General features: G+C 74.5%; 2 protein-coding genes. Both read left to right on the top strand.

Features of this window, described 5'->3' with window-relative positions:
* The coding region (locus tag DVH02_RS15360) for a type I polyketide synthase (RefSeq protein ID WP_114624383.1) at positions 1 to 11,360 on the top strand (11,360 nt) is incomplete at its 5' end.
* A gap of 57 nt (positions 11,361 to 11,417) precedes the next feature.
* Positions 11,418 to 17,866 (top strand): type I polyketide synthase (locus DVH02_RS35160; protein WP_114624382.1); only part of this gene is annotated, 6,449 nt, incomplete at its 3' end.

The following is a 17,866-nucleotide window of genomic DNA, read 5'->3' as shown; positions in this document are numbered from 1 at the left end:
TGGGCGCGTTGGTGGCCCGGCATCTGGTGGAGACGCATGGGGTGTCGCGTCTGTTGCTGGTGAGCCGTCGTGGCATGGAGGCGGATGGCACGGTGCAGTTGGTGGCGGAGCTGGAGGAGTTGGGTGCGGGGGTCGAGGTGGCCGCGGTGGATGTGGCGGACCGAGCCCAGGTCGAGGCGTTGTTGGCTGGTCGTGAGCTGACTGCGGTGGTTCATGCTGCGGGTGTTCTGGATGATGGTGTGGTGTCGTCGTTGACGGCGGAGCGGATGTCGGGTGTGTTGCGGCCGAAGGTGGACGCGGCGGTGCACTTGGATGAGTTGACGCGGCGTATGGATCTGTCGGCGTTCGTGATGTTCTCGTCGGTTTCGGGGACGTTCGGTGGTGCGGGGCAGGGTAACTATGCGGCGGCGAATGCGTTCCTGGATGCTTTTGCCGGGGTGCGGCGTTCGGCTGGTCTGCCGGCTGTTGCGCTGGCGTGGGGTCCCTGGGCCCCCGGCGCGGGGATGACCGCCGAGTTGAGTGAGGCGGATCTGCGGCGGTTGGCGCGTGGTGGTATGCGTCCGCTGGCTCCTGAGACGGGTCTCGCGTTGTTGGATGTGGTGTTGGGCGCGGGGTCGTCGCTTGATGGGGCGGTGGTGGTGCCGGTTCATTTGGATGTGGCGGGGTTGCGTGGTGGTGGGGGTGAGTTGCCGTGGTTGTTGCGTGGTCTGGTGCGGGTGCCGGTGCGTCGGGTGGTGGAGGTGTCGGCTGATGCGGGGGGTGGTGTTGGTCTGAGGCAGCGTGTGGTGGGGCTTGCTGAGGGTGAGCGTGAGAAGTTTGTTCGGGATCTGGTGTGTGGGCAGGCGGCTTCTGTTCTGGGGTATGGGTCGGCGGGTGAGGTTGATGCGGAGCAGCCGTTCAAGGCTCTTGGTTTCGATTCGCTGACGTCGGTGGAGTTGCGTAATCGGGTGGGTGGTGTGACGGGTCTGCGGTTGCCCGCGACGCTGGTCTTTGACTATCCGACGCCGTCCGCGCTCGCACGTCATCTCCTGACCGAGCTGGTCGGTGAGGGTGAGTCCGTCGCCGACGGTCTTCCCCTGGTGCCGTCCGTCGTGGGCGAGGACCCGATCGTGATCGTGGGTATGGCGTGCCGGTTCCCTGGCGGTGTGGGTTCTCCGGAGGACTTGTGGCGTCTGGTCAGTGAGGGCGGGGACGCGATCGGCGGCTTCCCGACCGACCGTGGTTGGGACCTGGAAGGTCTCTACGACCCCGAGCCTGGTCGAGTGGGACACAGCTACGTGCGGCAGGGCGGGTTCCTGTATGACGCGGCTGAGTTCGATTCGGGGCTGTTCGGTATCTCGCCGCGTGAGGCGCTTGCCATGGATCCCCAGCAGCGTCTGCTGCTGGAGACGTCTTGGGAGGTCCTGGAGCGCGCGGGTATCGACCCGGCCGCCCTGCGCGGCAGCCGTACCGGCGTCTTCGCGGGCGCGATCACGCAGGACTACGGCAGCGTTCTGCGGGCTGGTGAGCATGACTCGGACGGGTATCTGCTGACGGGGTCGACGGGCAGTGTGGTGTCAGGCCGTATCGCGTATACGTTCGGCTTTGAGGGGCCTGCGGTGACGGTGGACACGGCGTGTTCTTCGTCGCTTGTCGCGCTGCATCTGGCGGCTCAGGCGTTGCGTTCGGGTGAGTGTGATGTGGCGCTTGCCGGTGGTGTGACGGTGATGTCGGGTCCGGAGATGTTCGTGGAGTTTTCGCGGCAGCGGGGGCTTGCGGTGGATGGCCGGTGCAAGGCGTTCGGGGATGGCGCGGATGGTACGGCGTGGGCCGAGGGTGTGGGCCTGCTCGTGGTGGAGCGGCTGTCGGACGCGCGGCGTCATGGCCACGACGTGCTCGCCGTGGTGGCGGGTTCCGCCGTCAACCAGGATGGTGCGTCGAACGGTCTGACGGCTCCGAATGGTCCTTCGCAGCAGCGGGTGATCCGGCAGGCGCTGGCCGGTGCCGGCTTGTCTCCGGCGGACGTCGACGCGGTCGAGGCGCATGGTACGGGTACCCCGTTGGGTGACCCGATCGAGGCGCAGGCGCTTTTGGCGACGTACGGGCAGGACCGTGAGCGTCCGCTGTGGCTGGGGTCGTTGAAGTCGAACGTGGGTCACGCGCAGGCTGCTGCTGGTGTGGGTGGTGTGATCAAGATGGTGATGGGGATGCGCCACGGTGTGCTTCCTCGGACCTTGCATGCCGATGAGCCGTCCTCGCACGTGGACTGGTCGGCGGGCGACGTCCGTCTCCTCTCCGAGAACACCCCGTGGGAGCAGACTTCGGAGGATCGTCCGCGTCGTGCGGGTGTGTCGTCGTTCGGTATCAGCGGGACCAACGCCCACGTGATCCTTGAGCAGGCCCCGGCGACTGTGGTTGCCGAGGCCGAGGGGGAGTTGACCGGGCCGGAGTCCGGGCTGCTGCCTGTGGTGCTGTCCGGTGCCGGTGTGGAGGCCGTGCGCGGCCAGGCCGGGCGCTGGTACGAGTGGCTCACGGGGGCCGACGGTGAGGGCGTCGGTGTGGCCGATGTCGCTCGGGCTTCGGTGGCCTCGCGCACGGTGCTGGAGCAGCGGGCGGTTGTGCTGGCGTCCGGTCGGGACGAGCTGCTGGGTGCGCTGCGGGCTCTGGCGGCCGGTGCCGATGCTCCAGGGCTGGTGGGCGACGGGCAGGCGCGAACCGGAAAGGCTGCTCTGCTGTTCGCCGGGCAGGGCGCCCAGCGTGTCGGCATGGGCCGGGAGCTGTACGCGGCGTACCCCGTCTTCGCGGAAGCCTTCGACGCCGTCGACGCGGAACTCCCCTTCTCCCTCAAGAGCGTTGTCCTCGATGAGGACGTGGATGCCGACCGGTTGAATCGGACCGAGTTCGCGCAGCCCGCGCTGTTCGCGCTGGAAGTGGCTCTGTTCCGGCTGCTGGAGTCGTGGGGCGTACGTCCGGACGTACTGGCCGGGCATTCGATCGGTGAGATCGCCGCCGCTCATGTGGCGGGGGTGTGGTCGCTGTCGGATGCGTGCCGTCTGGTGGTGGCGCGTGGTCGGTTGATGCAGGCGCTGCCGGAGGGTGGTGCGATGGTCGCGCTCCAGGCCGGTGAGGACGAGGTATTGCCTCTTCTGGATGCGGCTCGGGTGGGTGTCGCGGCGGTCAACGGTCCGCGTTCGGTGGTCGTGTCGGGCGAGGTGGACGCTGTCGAGGAGGTGGTGGCGCACTTCCGGAGTCTGGACCGTAAGGTCACGGCTCTGCGGGTCAGCCACGCCTTCCACTCGCCGCTCATGGAACCGATGCTGGCGGAGTTCCGGAAGGTCGCGGAGGGGCTGGTCTACGAGCGGCCGAAGCTGCCGCTGGTCTCCACCGTCACGGGCAGGGCCGTTACGCCGGACGAGCTGACCGATCCCGACTACTGGGTACGCCACGTCCGGCAGACCGTGCGCTACGCCGACGCCGTGCGCGCGCTCGGCCAACAAGGAGTCGTCCATTTCCTGGAGGTCGGGCCGGACGGCACCCTCACCGCGCTCGCGCAGACGGTCCTCGAAGACTCCGCTCCTGCCCTCGCCGTGCCGGCGCTGCGCAAGGACCGGCCCGAGGTGCCTGCCCTTCTCTCGGCTCTCGCGGCGCTGTTCACGCAGGGCGCGGAGGTGGATTGGCGGGCGGTCGTGCCGACCGCCGGAGGGAGGGCGGGTAGCGCCGTCGAACTGCCCACGTACGCCTTCCAGCGCAAGCGGTTCTGGCCGGAGGGCTCTTCGCACCGGTCCGGCGACCTGGCCGCCGCCGGGCTCGGTACGGCCGGACATCCGCTCCTCGGCGCGGCGGTCGAACTCGCGGGCGGCGGAGCACTGCTGACCGGGCGGCTGGCTCTCGGCTCACACCCCTGGCTGCGCGACCACAGCGTCCTCGGCATGCCGGTCTTCCCGGGCGCCGGGCACGCCGAACTCGTCCTGCGCGCCGGTGAACTGGTCGATTGCGCCACCGTCGAGGAACTGACCCTGGCGGTACCGCTCGTCCTGCCGGAACAGGGCACGGTACGGGTCCAGGTGACCGTCGGAGCCGCCGATGGCGACGGGCGCCGTACCGTCGAGGTGCATTCGCGCCCCGCCGAAGCTCCCCACGGCGCCCCCGACGACGGCTCGTGGCTGCTGCACGCCTCCGGTGTCCTGGCGCCCGGCACCACCACCGCCACGCCCGGCACCACCACCGCGACGGTCGACGGAAGCGAGGCGGCCGACCTCACACAGTGGCCCCCGCCACTGGCCGAGCCCTGCCCCCTCGCCGACGCGTACGAGCGGTTCGCCGCCGCGGGGCTGGCCTACGGGCCGGTGTTCCAGGGGCTGCGGAAAGTGTGGCGGCGCGGCGACGAGGTGTTCGCCGAGGTCGTCCTGCCCGAGGAGCACGAGACGGTCGCGGCCCGGTTCGGGGTGCACCCGGCGCTGCTCGACTCGGCCCTCCACGCCGTGATGTTCGGCCCGCTCGGGGAAACGGGCGTGGGACGGGTGCCGTTCTCCTGGAACGGGCTCACCCTGCACGCCTCCGGAGCGAGCGCCCTGCGCGTACGGATCGCCCCCGCCGGAGCCGACGCGGTGTCCGTGCGTCTCGCGGACCCGGCAGGTGGGCCGGTCGCCTCGGTCGACTCCCTGGTTCTCCGCGAGGTTCCGGCCGAGCTGCCGCTCGCCCCGGCCGGCGCCCCGGCCGCTCCCACGTACCGCCTGGACTGGGCGCCGCTCGCCCCGGCGGACAACCCGACGGCGCAGGCGGCCCCCCTGCCCGCCGCCACCACGCCCCGTACCGTCCTGCTGACGGACCACGTCCACCCCGACCACCCCCTGGCCCCCGATACGGCCCGGCTCTCCGCGCCCTCCTCCGAGGGGGGCCTCGCCGTACTCGCCCGTACCTGGTCCGAGCTGACCCGCGCCGTGCACGACGGCGAGGCGGTGCCCGAGAACGTACTGCTGCCGTGGAACGGCCGGCCGGACGCCGTCTTCGACGGGTCGGCCGCCGCCGCCCACTCCGTCACCACCGCCGCGCTGGCCCTCGTACAGGAGTGGCTCGCGGCCGACGACTTCACCGGAACACGCCTGGTCGTCGTCACCAGCGGCGCGGTCGCCGCCACCCCAGACGAGGACGCGGACCCCGCGCTCGCCGCCCTCTGGGGGCTGCTGCGCTCGGCCCGTACCGAGAACCCGGGCCGTCTCGCGCTCGCCGACCTCGACGGCACCCCCGAGTCCTGGGAGACCCTGGTCGGACTGCTCACCCGCCAGGACGGCCCGCGGACCGAGCCCGAGCTGGCCGTCCGGGGCACCACCGCGCTCCGGCCCCGGCTCACTCCGGCCCCGTTGCCCGCCGTCACCGCCCCCGGAGTGTCTGGCACGGACCCGCGCGACCGCGCCGGCCGGGTCCGGCTCGCCGACGGAACCGTCCTGGTCACGGGCGGTACCGGCGGTCTCGGCGCCCTGGTCGCCCGGCACCTCGTCACCGCTCACGACGTACGCCACCTGCTGCTCGTCAGCCGACGCGGCCCCGACGCGCCCGGCGCCGCCGAACTCGCCGCCGAGCTGACCGACATGGGCGCCGACGTCACCCTGGCCCGCTGCGACGTCGCCGACCGGCGGGCGCTCGCCGCAGTCCTCGACGCGATACCGGCCGACCGCGCCCTGACCGGTGTCGTCCACACCGCCGGTGTCCTCGACGACGGCGTACTGGCGTCGCTCAGCGAGGAGCGGCTGCTGACCGTGGCCCGCCCCAAAGCGGTCGCCGCCGAGCACCTCGACGCGCTCACCCGGGACCGGGACCTGGCCGCGTTCGTCCTGTTCTCCTCGATCTCCGGCACCCTCGGCACCGCGGGCCAGGCCAACTACGCCGCCGCCAACAGCTACGTGGACGCGGTCGCCCTGTGCCGCCGCCGCCTCGGGCTGCCCGCCGCCTCCCTCGCCTGGGGCCCCTGGGAGCCGGGTGCGGGCATGACCGCCCAGCTCGCCGACGCGGACCTGCGGCGCATGGCCCGCGGCGGTGTACGCCCGCTCGCCCCCGCGCAGGGGCTCGCCGTCCTCGACGCCGCGCTGCGCGACTCCGGAGCCGACCTCCCGCCGCTCCTGCTCTCCGTCGGCCTCGACCACCGCGTCCTGCGCGACCTCCCCGAGCCGCACCCGCTGCTGCGGGGCCTGGTCACCGCGTCCGCCCGGCCGACCGCCCACCGCGGCGGGCACGGCACCGGCGGCGACGCACTGCGCACCCTCCTGGCCGCCCTGCCGCCCGCCGAACGCGAGCCGCACCTGCTGGAGTCGGTCCGCGCACTCGTCGCGCAGGTCCTCGGACACACCTCCGCCGACGAAGTCGACGCCGCGCAGGCGTTCACCAAGCTCGGCTTCGACTCGCTGACCTCCGTCGAACTGCGCAACCGTGTCAACGAGGCCACCGGGCTGCGCCTGCCCGCCACCGTCGTCTTCGACCACCCCTCGCCCACCGCCCTCGCCCGGCACCTGCTCGCCGCGCTCACCGGGGACACCGCCGACGCGCACGGCCCCGTCCTGCCCGTACGGGCGGCCACCGACGACGACCCGGTGGTCATCGTCGGCATGGCGTGCCGCTACCCCGGCGGCGTCGAGTCGCCCGAGGACCTGTGGCGGCTGGTCAGCGAGGGCGGCGACGGCATCGGCGACTTCCCCGCCGACCGCGGCTGGGACCTCGACACCCTGTACGACCCCGAGCCGGGCCTCCTCGGCAAGACCTACGTCCGACGCGGTGGCTTCCTGTACGACGCCGCGTCCTTCGACGCCGGACTCTTCGGCATCTCGCCGCGCGAGGCCCTCGCCATGGACCCGCAGCAGCGGCTGCTGCTGGAGGTGTCCTGGGAGGTCCTGGAGCGCGCCGGGCTCGACCCGACCGCCCTGCGCGGCAGCCGTACCGGCGTCTTCGCGGGCGTGATGGGCCAGGACTACCACTCCTGCCTGCGCGGCAGCGAGCACGACTCGGACGGCTACCTGCTCACCGGCAACACCAGCAGCGTCCACTCCGGCCGCATCGCCTACACGTTCGGCCTGGAAGGGCCGGCCATGACCGTCGACACCGCCTGCTCGTCGTCGCTGGTCACCCTGCACCTGGCCGCCCAGTCGCTGCGGGCGGGGGAGTGCGACCTCGCGCTCACCGGCGGTGTGATGGTGATGTCCACGCCGGACACCTTCGTCGACTTCAGCCAGCAGCGCGGCCTGGCCGGTGACGGCCGCTGCAAGTCCTTCGGCTCCGGCGCCGACGGCACCTCCTGGTCCGAGGGCATCGGCATGCTGGTCCTGGAACGGCTCTCCGACGCCCGCCGCAACGGCCACCGCGTCCTCGCTGTCGTCGCCGGTTCCGCGGTCAACCAGGACGGCGCCAGCAACGGCCTCACCGCCCCCAACGGCCCCTCGCAGGAACGCGTGATCCGCGAGGCGCTCGCGGGCGCCGGGCTGAAGTACGCGGACGTCGACGCCGTCGAGGCGCACGGCACCGGCACCCCGCTGGGCGACCCCGTCGAGGCCCACGCCCTGCTCGCCACCTACGGGCAGGACCGCGAACAGCCCCTGTGGCTCGGCTCGTTGAAGTCCAACGTCGGCCACACCCAGGCCGCGGCCGGGGTGGGCGGCATCATCAAGATGGTGATGGCGATGCGGCACGGTGTGCTGCCGCGCACCCTGCACGCCGACGACCCGTCACCGTTCGTCGACTGGAGCGCAGGGGACATCGCCCTGCTCACCGAGAACGTCGACTGGCCCCGGCCGCAGGGCCGCCCGCGCCGGGCGGGCGTCTCCTCCTTCGGCATCAGCGGCACCAACGCCCACGTCGTCATCGAACAGGCGCCGGAAGCCGCCGACCGCCCCGACGCCGACCGCCCCGACGCCGACCACCCGGCCGCTGACCGCCCCGACGCCCCGGCCGAGCTGCCCGTCACGCCCGTCGCCCTGTCCGCCGCATCCGAGACCGCCCTGCGCCATCAGGCCGAACGCCTGTGGGCCCATGTCGAGGCCGACCCGGGGCTGCGCCTCGCCGACCTCGGCCTCTCCTCGACCTTCCGCCCCTGGCTGGACCACCGTGCCACCGTCCTGGCCACCGACCGCGCCGAACTGCTGCGCGCCCTGCGCGCCCTCGCGGCCGGAGAACACGACCCCGCCGCCCTCACCGCCGACCAGGTACGCCCCGGCCGACGGCTGGCCTTCCTGTTCGCCGGTCAGGGCTCCCAACGCCTCGGCATGGGACAGGAGCTGTACGCCGCCCACCCGGCGTTCGCGGAAGCCTTCGACGCGGTCGACGCGGAACTGCCCTTCGATCTCGGCGGTGTCGTCTTCGGAGACGACGCCGACCGGCTGAACAGGACCGAGTTCGCGCAGCCCGCGCTGTTCGCCCTCGAAGTGGCCCTGTTCCGGCTGCTGGAGTCGTGGGGCGTACGCCCGGACGTGCTGATCGGCCACTCGATCGGTGAGATCGCCGCCGCGCACGTCGCCGGGGTGTGGTCGCTGGCGGACGCCTGCCGTCTCGTGGAGGCGCGCGGCCGACTGATGCAGGCCCTCCCCGAGGGCGGTGCGATGGTCGCGCTCCAGGCGACCGAGGACGAGGTGCTGCCCCTCCTCGACCCGGCCCGCGTCGGCATCGCGGCCGTCAACGGCCCCCGCTCCGTGGTCATTTCGGGCGAGGCCGCCGCCGTCGAGGAGATCGCCGCACACTTCCGCGCCCAGGACCGCAAGGCCACCGCCCTGCGGGTCGGGCACGCCTTCCACTCCCCGCTCATGGAACCGATGCTCGACGAGTTCCGCGCCGTCGCCGAACAGCTCACCTACCGACACCCGGCCATCCCGCTGGTGTCCACCGTGACCGGTGAGCCGATCGCGGCCGAGGAACTGGCCCGGCCCGAGTACTGGGTACGGCACGTGCGCCGCCCGGTGCGGTTCGCGGACGCGGTGCGCGGCACGGACGCCTCCTGGTGGATGGAGCTGGGAGCCGACGGCACCCTCACCGCGCTCGCCGAAGGCTGCCTCGAAGGTGACGGGCGCCTCCTGACGCCCACCCTGCGCAAGGACCGGCCCGAGCCGGTGAGCCTGGCCGCGGCGGTCGCCGCGCTGCGCCTGCACGGCGGCCGGGCCGACTGGCCCGCTCTGTTCGCCCCGGCCCGCGCCACCGCGGTGGACCTGCCGACGTACGCCTTCACCCGCGAGCGCCACTGGCCCGAGGGCGTCCGCCCGGCGGGCGGCGCCGCGGCAGCCCCCGAGGAGCGCCCGGACAGCCGGTTCTGGACCGCCGTCGAACACGGCGACAGCCGTACGCTCGCCGACTCCCTCGGCGTCACCACCGAGGCCGTCGACGGACTCCTGCCCGCTCTGTCCACCTGGTGGCGCGGACGGCAGGAACAGTCCCGCGTCGACGACTGGCTCTACACCGCCTCCTGGAAGCCGCTCGGCGCCGTGTCCGGCGGGGCCCTGCCCGGCCGCAGGCTCGCCGTGCTGCCCGCCGCACTCGCCGACGACCCGTGGTGCGCCGCCGTACTCGACGGCCTCGCCGCCAACGGCGCCGAACCGCACACCGTGCTCTGCGAACCCGGCGTCGAGCGCGCCGTGCTGGCCGCCCGGCTCGCCGAGGCGGCGGCCGGACAGACCCCGGTCACCGGCGTACTCTCCTTCCTCGCCCTCACCGGCGAGGACGGCGCCGACCAGCAGGACGCCGTACCGTCCGCCCCCGTCGCCACCGCCGTTCTGCTCCAGGCACTCGGCGACGCCGCCGTCACCGCCCCGCTGTGGGCCCTGACGAAGGGCGCCGTCGCGGTCAACCGGTCGGACGCCGCACCCGACCCGGCGCAGGCCGCCGTCTGGGGCCTCGGCCGGGTCGCGGCCCTGGAGCGGCCCGCGGGCTGGGGCGGTCTCGCCGACCTGCCCGCCACCATCGACCGCCGCACCGTGGGCCGACTGGTCGGTGTGGTCTCCGGCCGCGCGGGCGAGGACCAGGTCGCGATCCGGGCGACCGGGGTCTTCGGACGCCGCCTCGACCGTACGGGGCCCGGGGCCCTCGGCTCCGACTGGCGGCCGTCGGGGACCGTCCTCATCACCGGCGGCACCGGGGCGCTCGGCGCACGGGTGGCCCACTGGGCCGCCGCACGCGGCGCCGGCCACCTCGTCCTGACCAGCCGACGCGGCCCGGACGCCCCCGGCGCGGACCGGCTGCGCGACGAACTCGCCGCCACCGGCACCCGCGTCACCGTCGCGGCCTGCGACGCCGCCGACCGGGACGCGCTCGCCGCCCTGCTGGCCGAGCACCCGGTCGACGCCGTCGTCCACACGGCGGGCGTCCTCGACGACGGACTGGTCGACGCGCTCACCCCCGACCGGTTCGCGGCCGTCCTGCGCGCCAAGGCCGTCGCCGCGCGCAACCTGGACGAACTGACCCGGGACCGTGACCTGTCGGCGTTCGTGCTGTTCGCGTCGTTCGCCGGAGCGGTCGGATCCCCCGGCCAGGGCAACTACGCCGCCGCCAACGCCTATCTGGACGCCCTCGCCGAACGGCGCAGGGCCGACGGGCTGCCCGCTGTGTCCCTCGCGTGGGGGCCGTGGGCGCAGGACGGCATGGCCGCCGACGGCGGGATCGAGGAGTACCTGCGCCGCCGCGGCCTGACCGGCCTCGACCCCGACCTGGCGCTCGTCGCGCTGGAGCGGCTCGCGGGCGGCGGCGGCGATCCGGCCGCCGTCGTGGCCCGGGTCGACTGGGCCCGCTTCGCCCCCGCCTTCGCCGCGGCACGGCCCGCCCCCCTCCTGACAGACCTTCCGGAGGCAGGCGCCGCCCTGGCCGACGCCGCCACCGGGGCGGGCGCCGACGCGCTGCGGCGACGGCTCGCCGGACTCGGCGCCGAGGAGCGGACAGCCGTGCTCGTGGAACTCGTACGGGAACAGGCCGCCGTCGTCCTCGGCCACGCGCGGCCCGACGCGATCGACCCCACCCGCGCCTTCCGCGAGGCCGGATTCGATTCGCTCACCGCCGTCGAACTGCGCAACCGGATCGGCGCCGCCACCGGCCAACACCTCCCGGCCACGCTGGTGTTCGACTACCCGGCACCCGCGGACATCGCCCGCCACCTCGACTCCCTGCTCGGCCCCGACGCCGACCCCGACCGGCGCGGCGGTGTCGTCGCCGACCTCGACCGGCTGGCGAAGGCCCTCGCGGCGGAGACCGGCACCGGCACCGACACCCGCACCGAGATCACGGCAAGGCTCCGTGGTCTGCTGGCCCTGTGGACCGGCGACAGCGTCCCCGAGGACACGACGGACGACGAAGGGGCGGGACTGGACGAGGCCACGGACGACGAAATGTTCGACCTCATCGACAAGGAATTCGGGATCTCCTGACCCCCGGCTCCGGCGACGGGACCGTTCATGGCATTTCTCGCGAGGAAGTGAAACACGATGGCCAGCACCGAGGACAAGCTGAGGGACTACCTGAAGCGCGTCACCACGGACCTCCGGCAGACCCGCAAGCGGCTCCAGGAAGCCGAGGCGAGCCGCCAGGAGCCCGTGGCGATCGTCGGGCTCGGCTGCCGTTTTCCCGGCGGAGCGGACACCCCCGAGGCGTTCTGGCGACTCCTCATGGAGGGCCGGGACACCGTCACCGGCTTCCCCGACGACCGCGGCTGGGACCTCGACACCGTCCACGACCCCGCGGGCGGCACCGGCTCCTCGTACTCCCGGCACGGCGCGTTCCTCCACGACGCCCCGCTGTTCGACTCGACGTTCTTCGACATCTCGCCCCGCGAGGCCCGGACCATGGACCCGCAGCAGCGGCTCCTGCTGGAGACCTCCTGGGAGGCCCTGGAACGCGCGGGCATCGAACCGGGCACCCTGCGCGGCAGCCGTACCGGCGTCTTCGCCGGCACCAACGGGCAGGACTACCTCGCCGTCCTGCTCGACAACCCCGAGGAGTCCGACGGACACCTCACCACCGGCATCACCGCCTCCGTGCTCTCGGGCCGGGTGTCGTACGTGCTCGGCCTCGAAGGCCCCGCGGTGACCGTCGACACGGCCTGCTCGTCGTCGCTCGTCGCCCTGCACCTCGCCGTGCAGGCGCTGCGGGCCGGTGAGTGCGATCTCGCGCTCGCCGGCGGGATCACCGTGATGTCGACACCGGGTGCCTTCGTGGAGTTCTCGCGCCAGCAGGGGCTCGCGGTGGACGGACGCTGCAAGGCGTTCTCCGACGACGCCGACGGCACCGGCTGGGGCGAGGGCGTCGGCGTGCTGGTGGTCGAGCGGCTCTCCGACGCCCGCCGCAACGGGCACCAGGTACTCGCCGTCGTCCGGGGGAGCGCGGTCAACCAGGACGGCGCGTCCAACGGCCTCACCGCCCCCAACGGGCCGTCCCAACAGCGCGTCATCCGGGCCGCGCTGGCCTCCGCCGGGCTGTCGGCGGCCGAGGTGGACGCCGTCGAGGCCCACGGCACCGGCACCTCCCTCGGGGACCCGATCGAGGCACAGGCGCTGCTCGCCACCTACGGCCAGGACCGCGAACGGCCCCTGTGGCTCGGCTCGGTGAAGTCCAACATCGGCCACACCCAGGCCGCCGCCGGAGTCGCCGGGGTCATCAAGATGGTCCTCGCCCTGCGCAACGGTGTGCTGCCGCGCACCCTGCACGCCGACGAACCCACCACCCGCGTCGACTGGGCCACCGGCGCGGTCCGGCTGCTCCACGACACCACCGACTGGCCGCACCGTGCCGACACCGCGCGCCGTGCCGCGGTCTCCGCGTTCGGCGTCTCGGGCACCAACGCCCACGTCGTCCTCGAACAGGCCCCCGACCTCCCTCCGACCGGCCCCGACAGCCAACCCCCCGCGCTGCGGCTGCCGTCCGGCGCCGTGCCCTGGATCGTCAGCGGCCGCACCCCCGCGGCGCTCCGCGCCCAGGCCGGCGCGCTCGCGGACTTCGTCCGCACCCACCAGGGCGCCGACCCCGCGCACACCGCCGCGGCCCTCCTCACCACCCGCACCGCCTTCGAGGAACGGGCCGTGCTGCTCGGCACCGACCCCGGGGAACTCCTCCTCGGACTCGACGCCCTCGCCGACGGCCGTACCCGGCCCGGCCTGGTCACCGGCTCCACCGCCGGTCCCGGACGCACCGCCTTCCTCTTCTCCGGCCAGGGCTCCCAGCGGCCCGGCATGGGACGCGACCTCTACGACACCTACGAGGTGTTCGCGGACGCCTTCGACGAGGTGTGCGCCCAGCTCGACGCCGACCTGGAAATCCCCCTGCACGAGGTCGTGTTCGGCGCCCGCACCGACCTCCTCGACCACACCGGCTACGCCCAGCCCGCGCTCTTCGTGCTCCAGGTCGCCCAGTTCCGGCTCGCGGAGTCCTTCGGTGTCCGCCCCGACGTCGTGCTCGGCCACTCGATCGGCGAGATCGCCGCCGCCCACGTCGCCGGAGTCTGGTCCCTCCAGGACGCCTGCCGACTCGTCGCCGCGCGCGGCCGGTTGATGCAGGCGCTGCCCGAGGGCGGCGCGATGAGCGCCGTCCAGGCCACCGAGGACGAGGCCACCGCCCTCCTCGACCCGGCCCGCGTCGGCATCGCGGCCGTCAACGGCCCCCGCTCCGTGGTCATTTCGGGCGAGGCCGCCGCCGTCGAGGAGATCGCCGCACACTTCCGCGCCCAGGACCGCAAGGTCACCGCCCTGCGGGTCAGCCACGCCTTCCACTCCCCGCTCATGGAACCCATGGTGCGGGACTTCCGGCGGACCGTCGCCGCCCTCGGCTTCCAGCCGCCCCGTCTCACCGTCGTCTCCGATCTCACCGGGCGCCCCGCCGACCCCGCCGACCTCACGGACCCCGAGTACTGGGTCCGCCACGTCCGGCACACCGTCCGCTTCGCCGACGCCGTCCGCGTCCTGTCCGGCCTCGGCGTCACCCGCTGCCTCGAACTCGGCCCGGACGGCACACTCACCGCCCTCGCCGCACAGAGCCTGCCCGGCCCCGACGAGGTCCTCGCCGTACCGGCCCAGACCCCCGACCAGCCGGGCGCCCGCGCCTTCGAGACCGCCCTCGCCGCCCTCCACACGCGCGGCGCCACCGTCGACTGGGCCCGCCACACCACACCGCCCGCCACCCCGCCGGTACCGGCCGCCGAACTGCCCACCTACGCCTTCCAGCGCCGACGCGCCTGGCTGCCCGCCACCCCGTCCGGCACCGCGTTCCTGCGCTCCGCCGGGCTCGGCGCCGCCCGCCACCCGCTGCTCGCCGTCACCGTCGAACTCGCCGCGGGCGGCGGCATCCTGCTCACCGGACGGCTCTCCGCCCGCGCCCACGGCCCGCTCGCCGACCAGGAGACCGCGGGCATCGCCCTGCTGCCCGCGTCCGCCCTCGTCGACCTCGCCGTACGCGCCGGGGACGAGACCGGCTGCACCACCCTGGAGGAGCTGACCCTCCACGACCCGCTGCCCCTGCCCGAACACGGCGCGCTGCGCCTGCAGATCCAGGTCACCGCCGCCGACGACACCGGACGGCGTACCGTCACCGTCCACTCCCGGCCCGAGGGCGCCACGGCCGACCGGCCCTGGCAGCGCCACGCCGAAGGCACCCTCACCGCCGCGCCCGCCGCCCCCGTCACCCTCTTCGCCGGGCCGCCCGAGCGGGCCGAACCCGTCGACGTGGACAGCGTGTACGAGCGGCTGGCCGCGCACGGGCACAGCTACGGCACCGGCCACCGGGGCATCCGCGCCCTGTGGCGCCACGACGGCGAGCTGTACGCCGACCTCGCCGTCCCCGACGAACCGCGCGACGACGACACCGGGGGCTACGGCCTGCACCCCGTGCTCCTCGACGCCGCCGTACAGGCCGCCCTGTCGGCCGCGCCCGCCGCGCCGCGCGGCCACGTCACCCTGGCCCGCCACTGGCGGGGCGTCACCGTGCACGCGGGCGGCGCGCGCACCGCGCGGCTGCGGGTGACCGGCGCGGGGACCGGCCACGTCTCGCTCACCCTCACCGACACCGAGGGGCTCGCCCTCGCCACCGTGGACGGTGTCGACCTCGCACCCCTGCCGACCGCCGAACTCCGCACCGACGGCGCCGTCGACGGCCTCTACACGCTCGACTGGACCCCGGTGCCCACCCCCTCCGGCGCCCCGCCCGCCGCCGACGCCGAGTGGGCCGTGCTCGGCCCCGACGCGGCCGGGCTCGCCGACCGGCTCGCCGCCGGGGGAGCGGCCGTACGCGTCCACCCCGACCTGGCCGCTCTGCGCGCCGACCTGGACGCGGGCACGGCACCCCCCGCGACCGTCCTGCTGCCGGTGGGCGCCCCGGGCCCCGCCGGTTCCGGCGCCCTCGCCGAAGCCGCCCACGACGCCACCGCCGCCGTCCTCACCACCCTCCAGGAGTGGCTCGCCGACGACCGCCTCGGCGCCGCCCGGCTCACCGTCCTCACCCGGGGCGCCGTCGCCGCCCTCCCCGGCGACCCGGTGCCCGACCTGGCGCACGCCCCCCTGTGGGGTCTGGTGCGCACCGCCCAGTCGGAACATCCCGGCCGCTTCCTCCTCGTCGACCGCGACACCGACGACGCCCCGCCCGCCGAAGCGCTACGCGGCGCCGAACCCCAGCTCGCCGTCCGCTCCGGCGCCCTCCTGGCACCCCGCGCGCGGGCGGCGCGGCCCGCCCCCGACGCCCCGGCCGCCTTCGGCCCGGACGGCACCGTCCTGATCACCGGCGGCACCGGCGGCCTCGGCGCCCTCCTCGCCCGCCACCTGGTCACCACCCACGGCGCCCGGCGGCTGCTGCTGGTCAGCCGGTCAGGACCGGACGCGCCCGGCGCGGACCGCCTGCGCGCCGACCTCGCCGCGCTCGGCGCCGACGTGACCGTACGGGCCTGCGACGTCGCCGACCGTGCCGCGCTCGCCGCGCTCCTCGGCGCACTGCCCGCCGACCGGCCGCTCAGCGCCGTCGTGCACACCGCGGGCGTCCTCGACGACGGCCTGCTCACCTCCCTCACCCCCGAACGCCTCGCCGTCGTCTTCCGCGCCAAGGTCACGGCCGCCGCCCACCTCCACGAACTGACCCGCGAGCTGCCCCTGTCGGCGTTCGTCACGTTCTCCTCGGCGGCCGGTCTCCTCGGCAACCCCGGCCAGGCCAACTACGCCGCGGCCAACACCTTCCTCGACGCCCTCGCCCAGCACCGCCGCGCCGCCGGGCTGCCCGCCACCTCGGTGGCCTGGGGGCCCTGGGAGAGCGCCGCGGGCATGACCGCGGGACTCGACGCCGCCCACACCGCCCGTACCGCCTCCCAGGGCGTCGCCGCCCTCACCGCCGACCACGGACTGGCCCTCTTCGACGCGGCCGTCACCACACCGGCCGCCCTGCTGATGGCGCTGCGCCTGGACACCACCGCTCTGCGCGCGCACGCCGAGGCCGGTGAACTGCCCCCGCCACTGCGAGGACTGCTGCGCGTCACCGTCCGCAGGGGCGCCGCCGGGGCGGCCGGCCAGGACAGCGGCTTCGCCCGGCGGGTCGCCGCCCTTCCCCGCGCCCGCCGCAAGCGTGCCGTCACCGAACTCGTCACCGGCCAGATCGCCGCGCTGCTCGGCTACGACAGCACGGAACCGGTGCGGGACGACAAGCCGTTCAAGGAACTCGGCTTCGACTCGCTCGCCGCCGTCAACCTGCGCAACCGGCTCGGCCAGGAGACCGGACTGCGGCTCTCCGCCACCCTCGTCTTCGACCACCCCACCCCCGCCGACCTCGTCCGCCACCTCACCGCCGAACTCGGCCTGGACGGCGCGTCCGAACCGGACGACGCCCCGCCGACGGGCCCGGTGCCCGCCGACGACGACCCGGTGGTGATCGTCGCGATGGGCTGCCGCTACCCCGGCGGCGCCGACTCGCCCGAGGCGCTGTGGCGCATGGTCGCGGCCGGGGGCGAGGGGCTCGGCCCGTTCCCCGCCGACCGCGGCTGGGACCTGGACGCCCTGTACGACGCCGACTCCGACCGGCCCGGCACCACCTACGTCCGCCGCGCCGGATTCCTGCACGACGCGGGCGAGTTCGACGCCGAACTCTTCGGACTGTCCCCTCGCGAGGCGCTCGCCATGGACCCCCAGCAGCGGCTGCTGCTGGAGACCTCCTGGGAGGTCTTCGAACGCGCCGGGATCGCCCCCTCCGCCCTCCGGGGCAGCCGAACCGGTGTCTTCGCGGGCATCACCTACCACGACTACGCCTCCGGCATGCAGCAGGGCACCGCGGGCAACGTCGCCGCCGGACGGGTGTCGTACGCCTTCGGCCTCGAAGGGCCCTGCGTCGCCGTCGACACCGCCTGCTCGTCCTCGCTGGTCGCCCTGCACCTCGCCGCGCAGGCCCTGCGCGCGGGGGAGTGCGACCTGGCGCTGGCCGGGGGCGTGGCCGTCATGGCGCAGCCCGACCCCTACGTGGCGTTCAGCCGCGAGCGCACCCTGGCCGCCGACGGCCGCTGCAAGCCGTTCGCCGCCGACGCCGACGGCACCAACTGGGCCGAGGGCGTCGGCCTGCTCCTGCTCGAACGGCTCTCGGACGCCCGCCGCCGCCACCACACCGTCCTCGCCCGGATCGCAGGCAGCGGCGTCAACCAGGACGGCGCCTCCAACGGCCTCACCGCCCCCAGCGGCCCCGCCCAGCGGCGCCTGATCCGCCAGGTGCTGGCCGCCGCCGCCCTCACGCCCGCCGACGTGGACGCCGTCGAGGCGCACGGCACCGGCACGCCCCTCGGCGACCCCATCGAGGCGCAGGCCCTGCTCGCCACGTACGGCCAGGACCGCGAACAGCCCCTGTGGCTCGGGTCGATGAAGGCCAACGTGGGCCACACCCAGGCCGCCTCGGGGGTCGGCGGCGTCATCAAGATGGTGATGGCGAT

Origin of the sequence: Streptomyces corynorhini (assembly GCF_003346515.1) — a bacterium.
Taxonomy (GTDB): domain Bacteria; phylum Actinomycetota; class Actinomycetes; order Streptomycetales; family Streptomycetaceae; genus Streptomyces; species Streptomyces corynorhini.
This window is presented reverse-complemented; position numbering and strand designations above follow the sequence as displayed.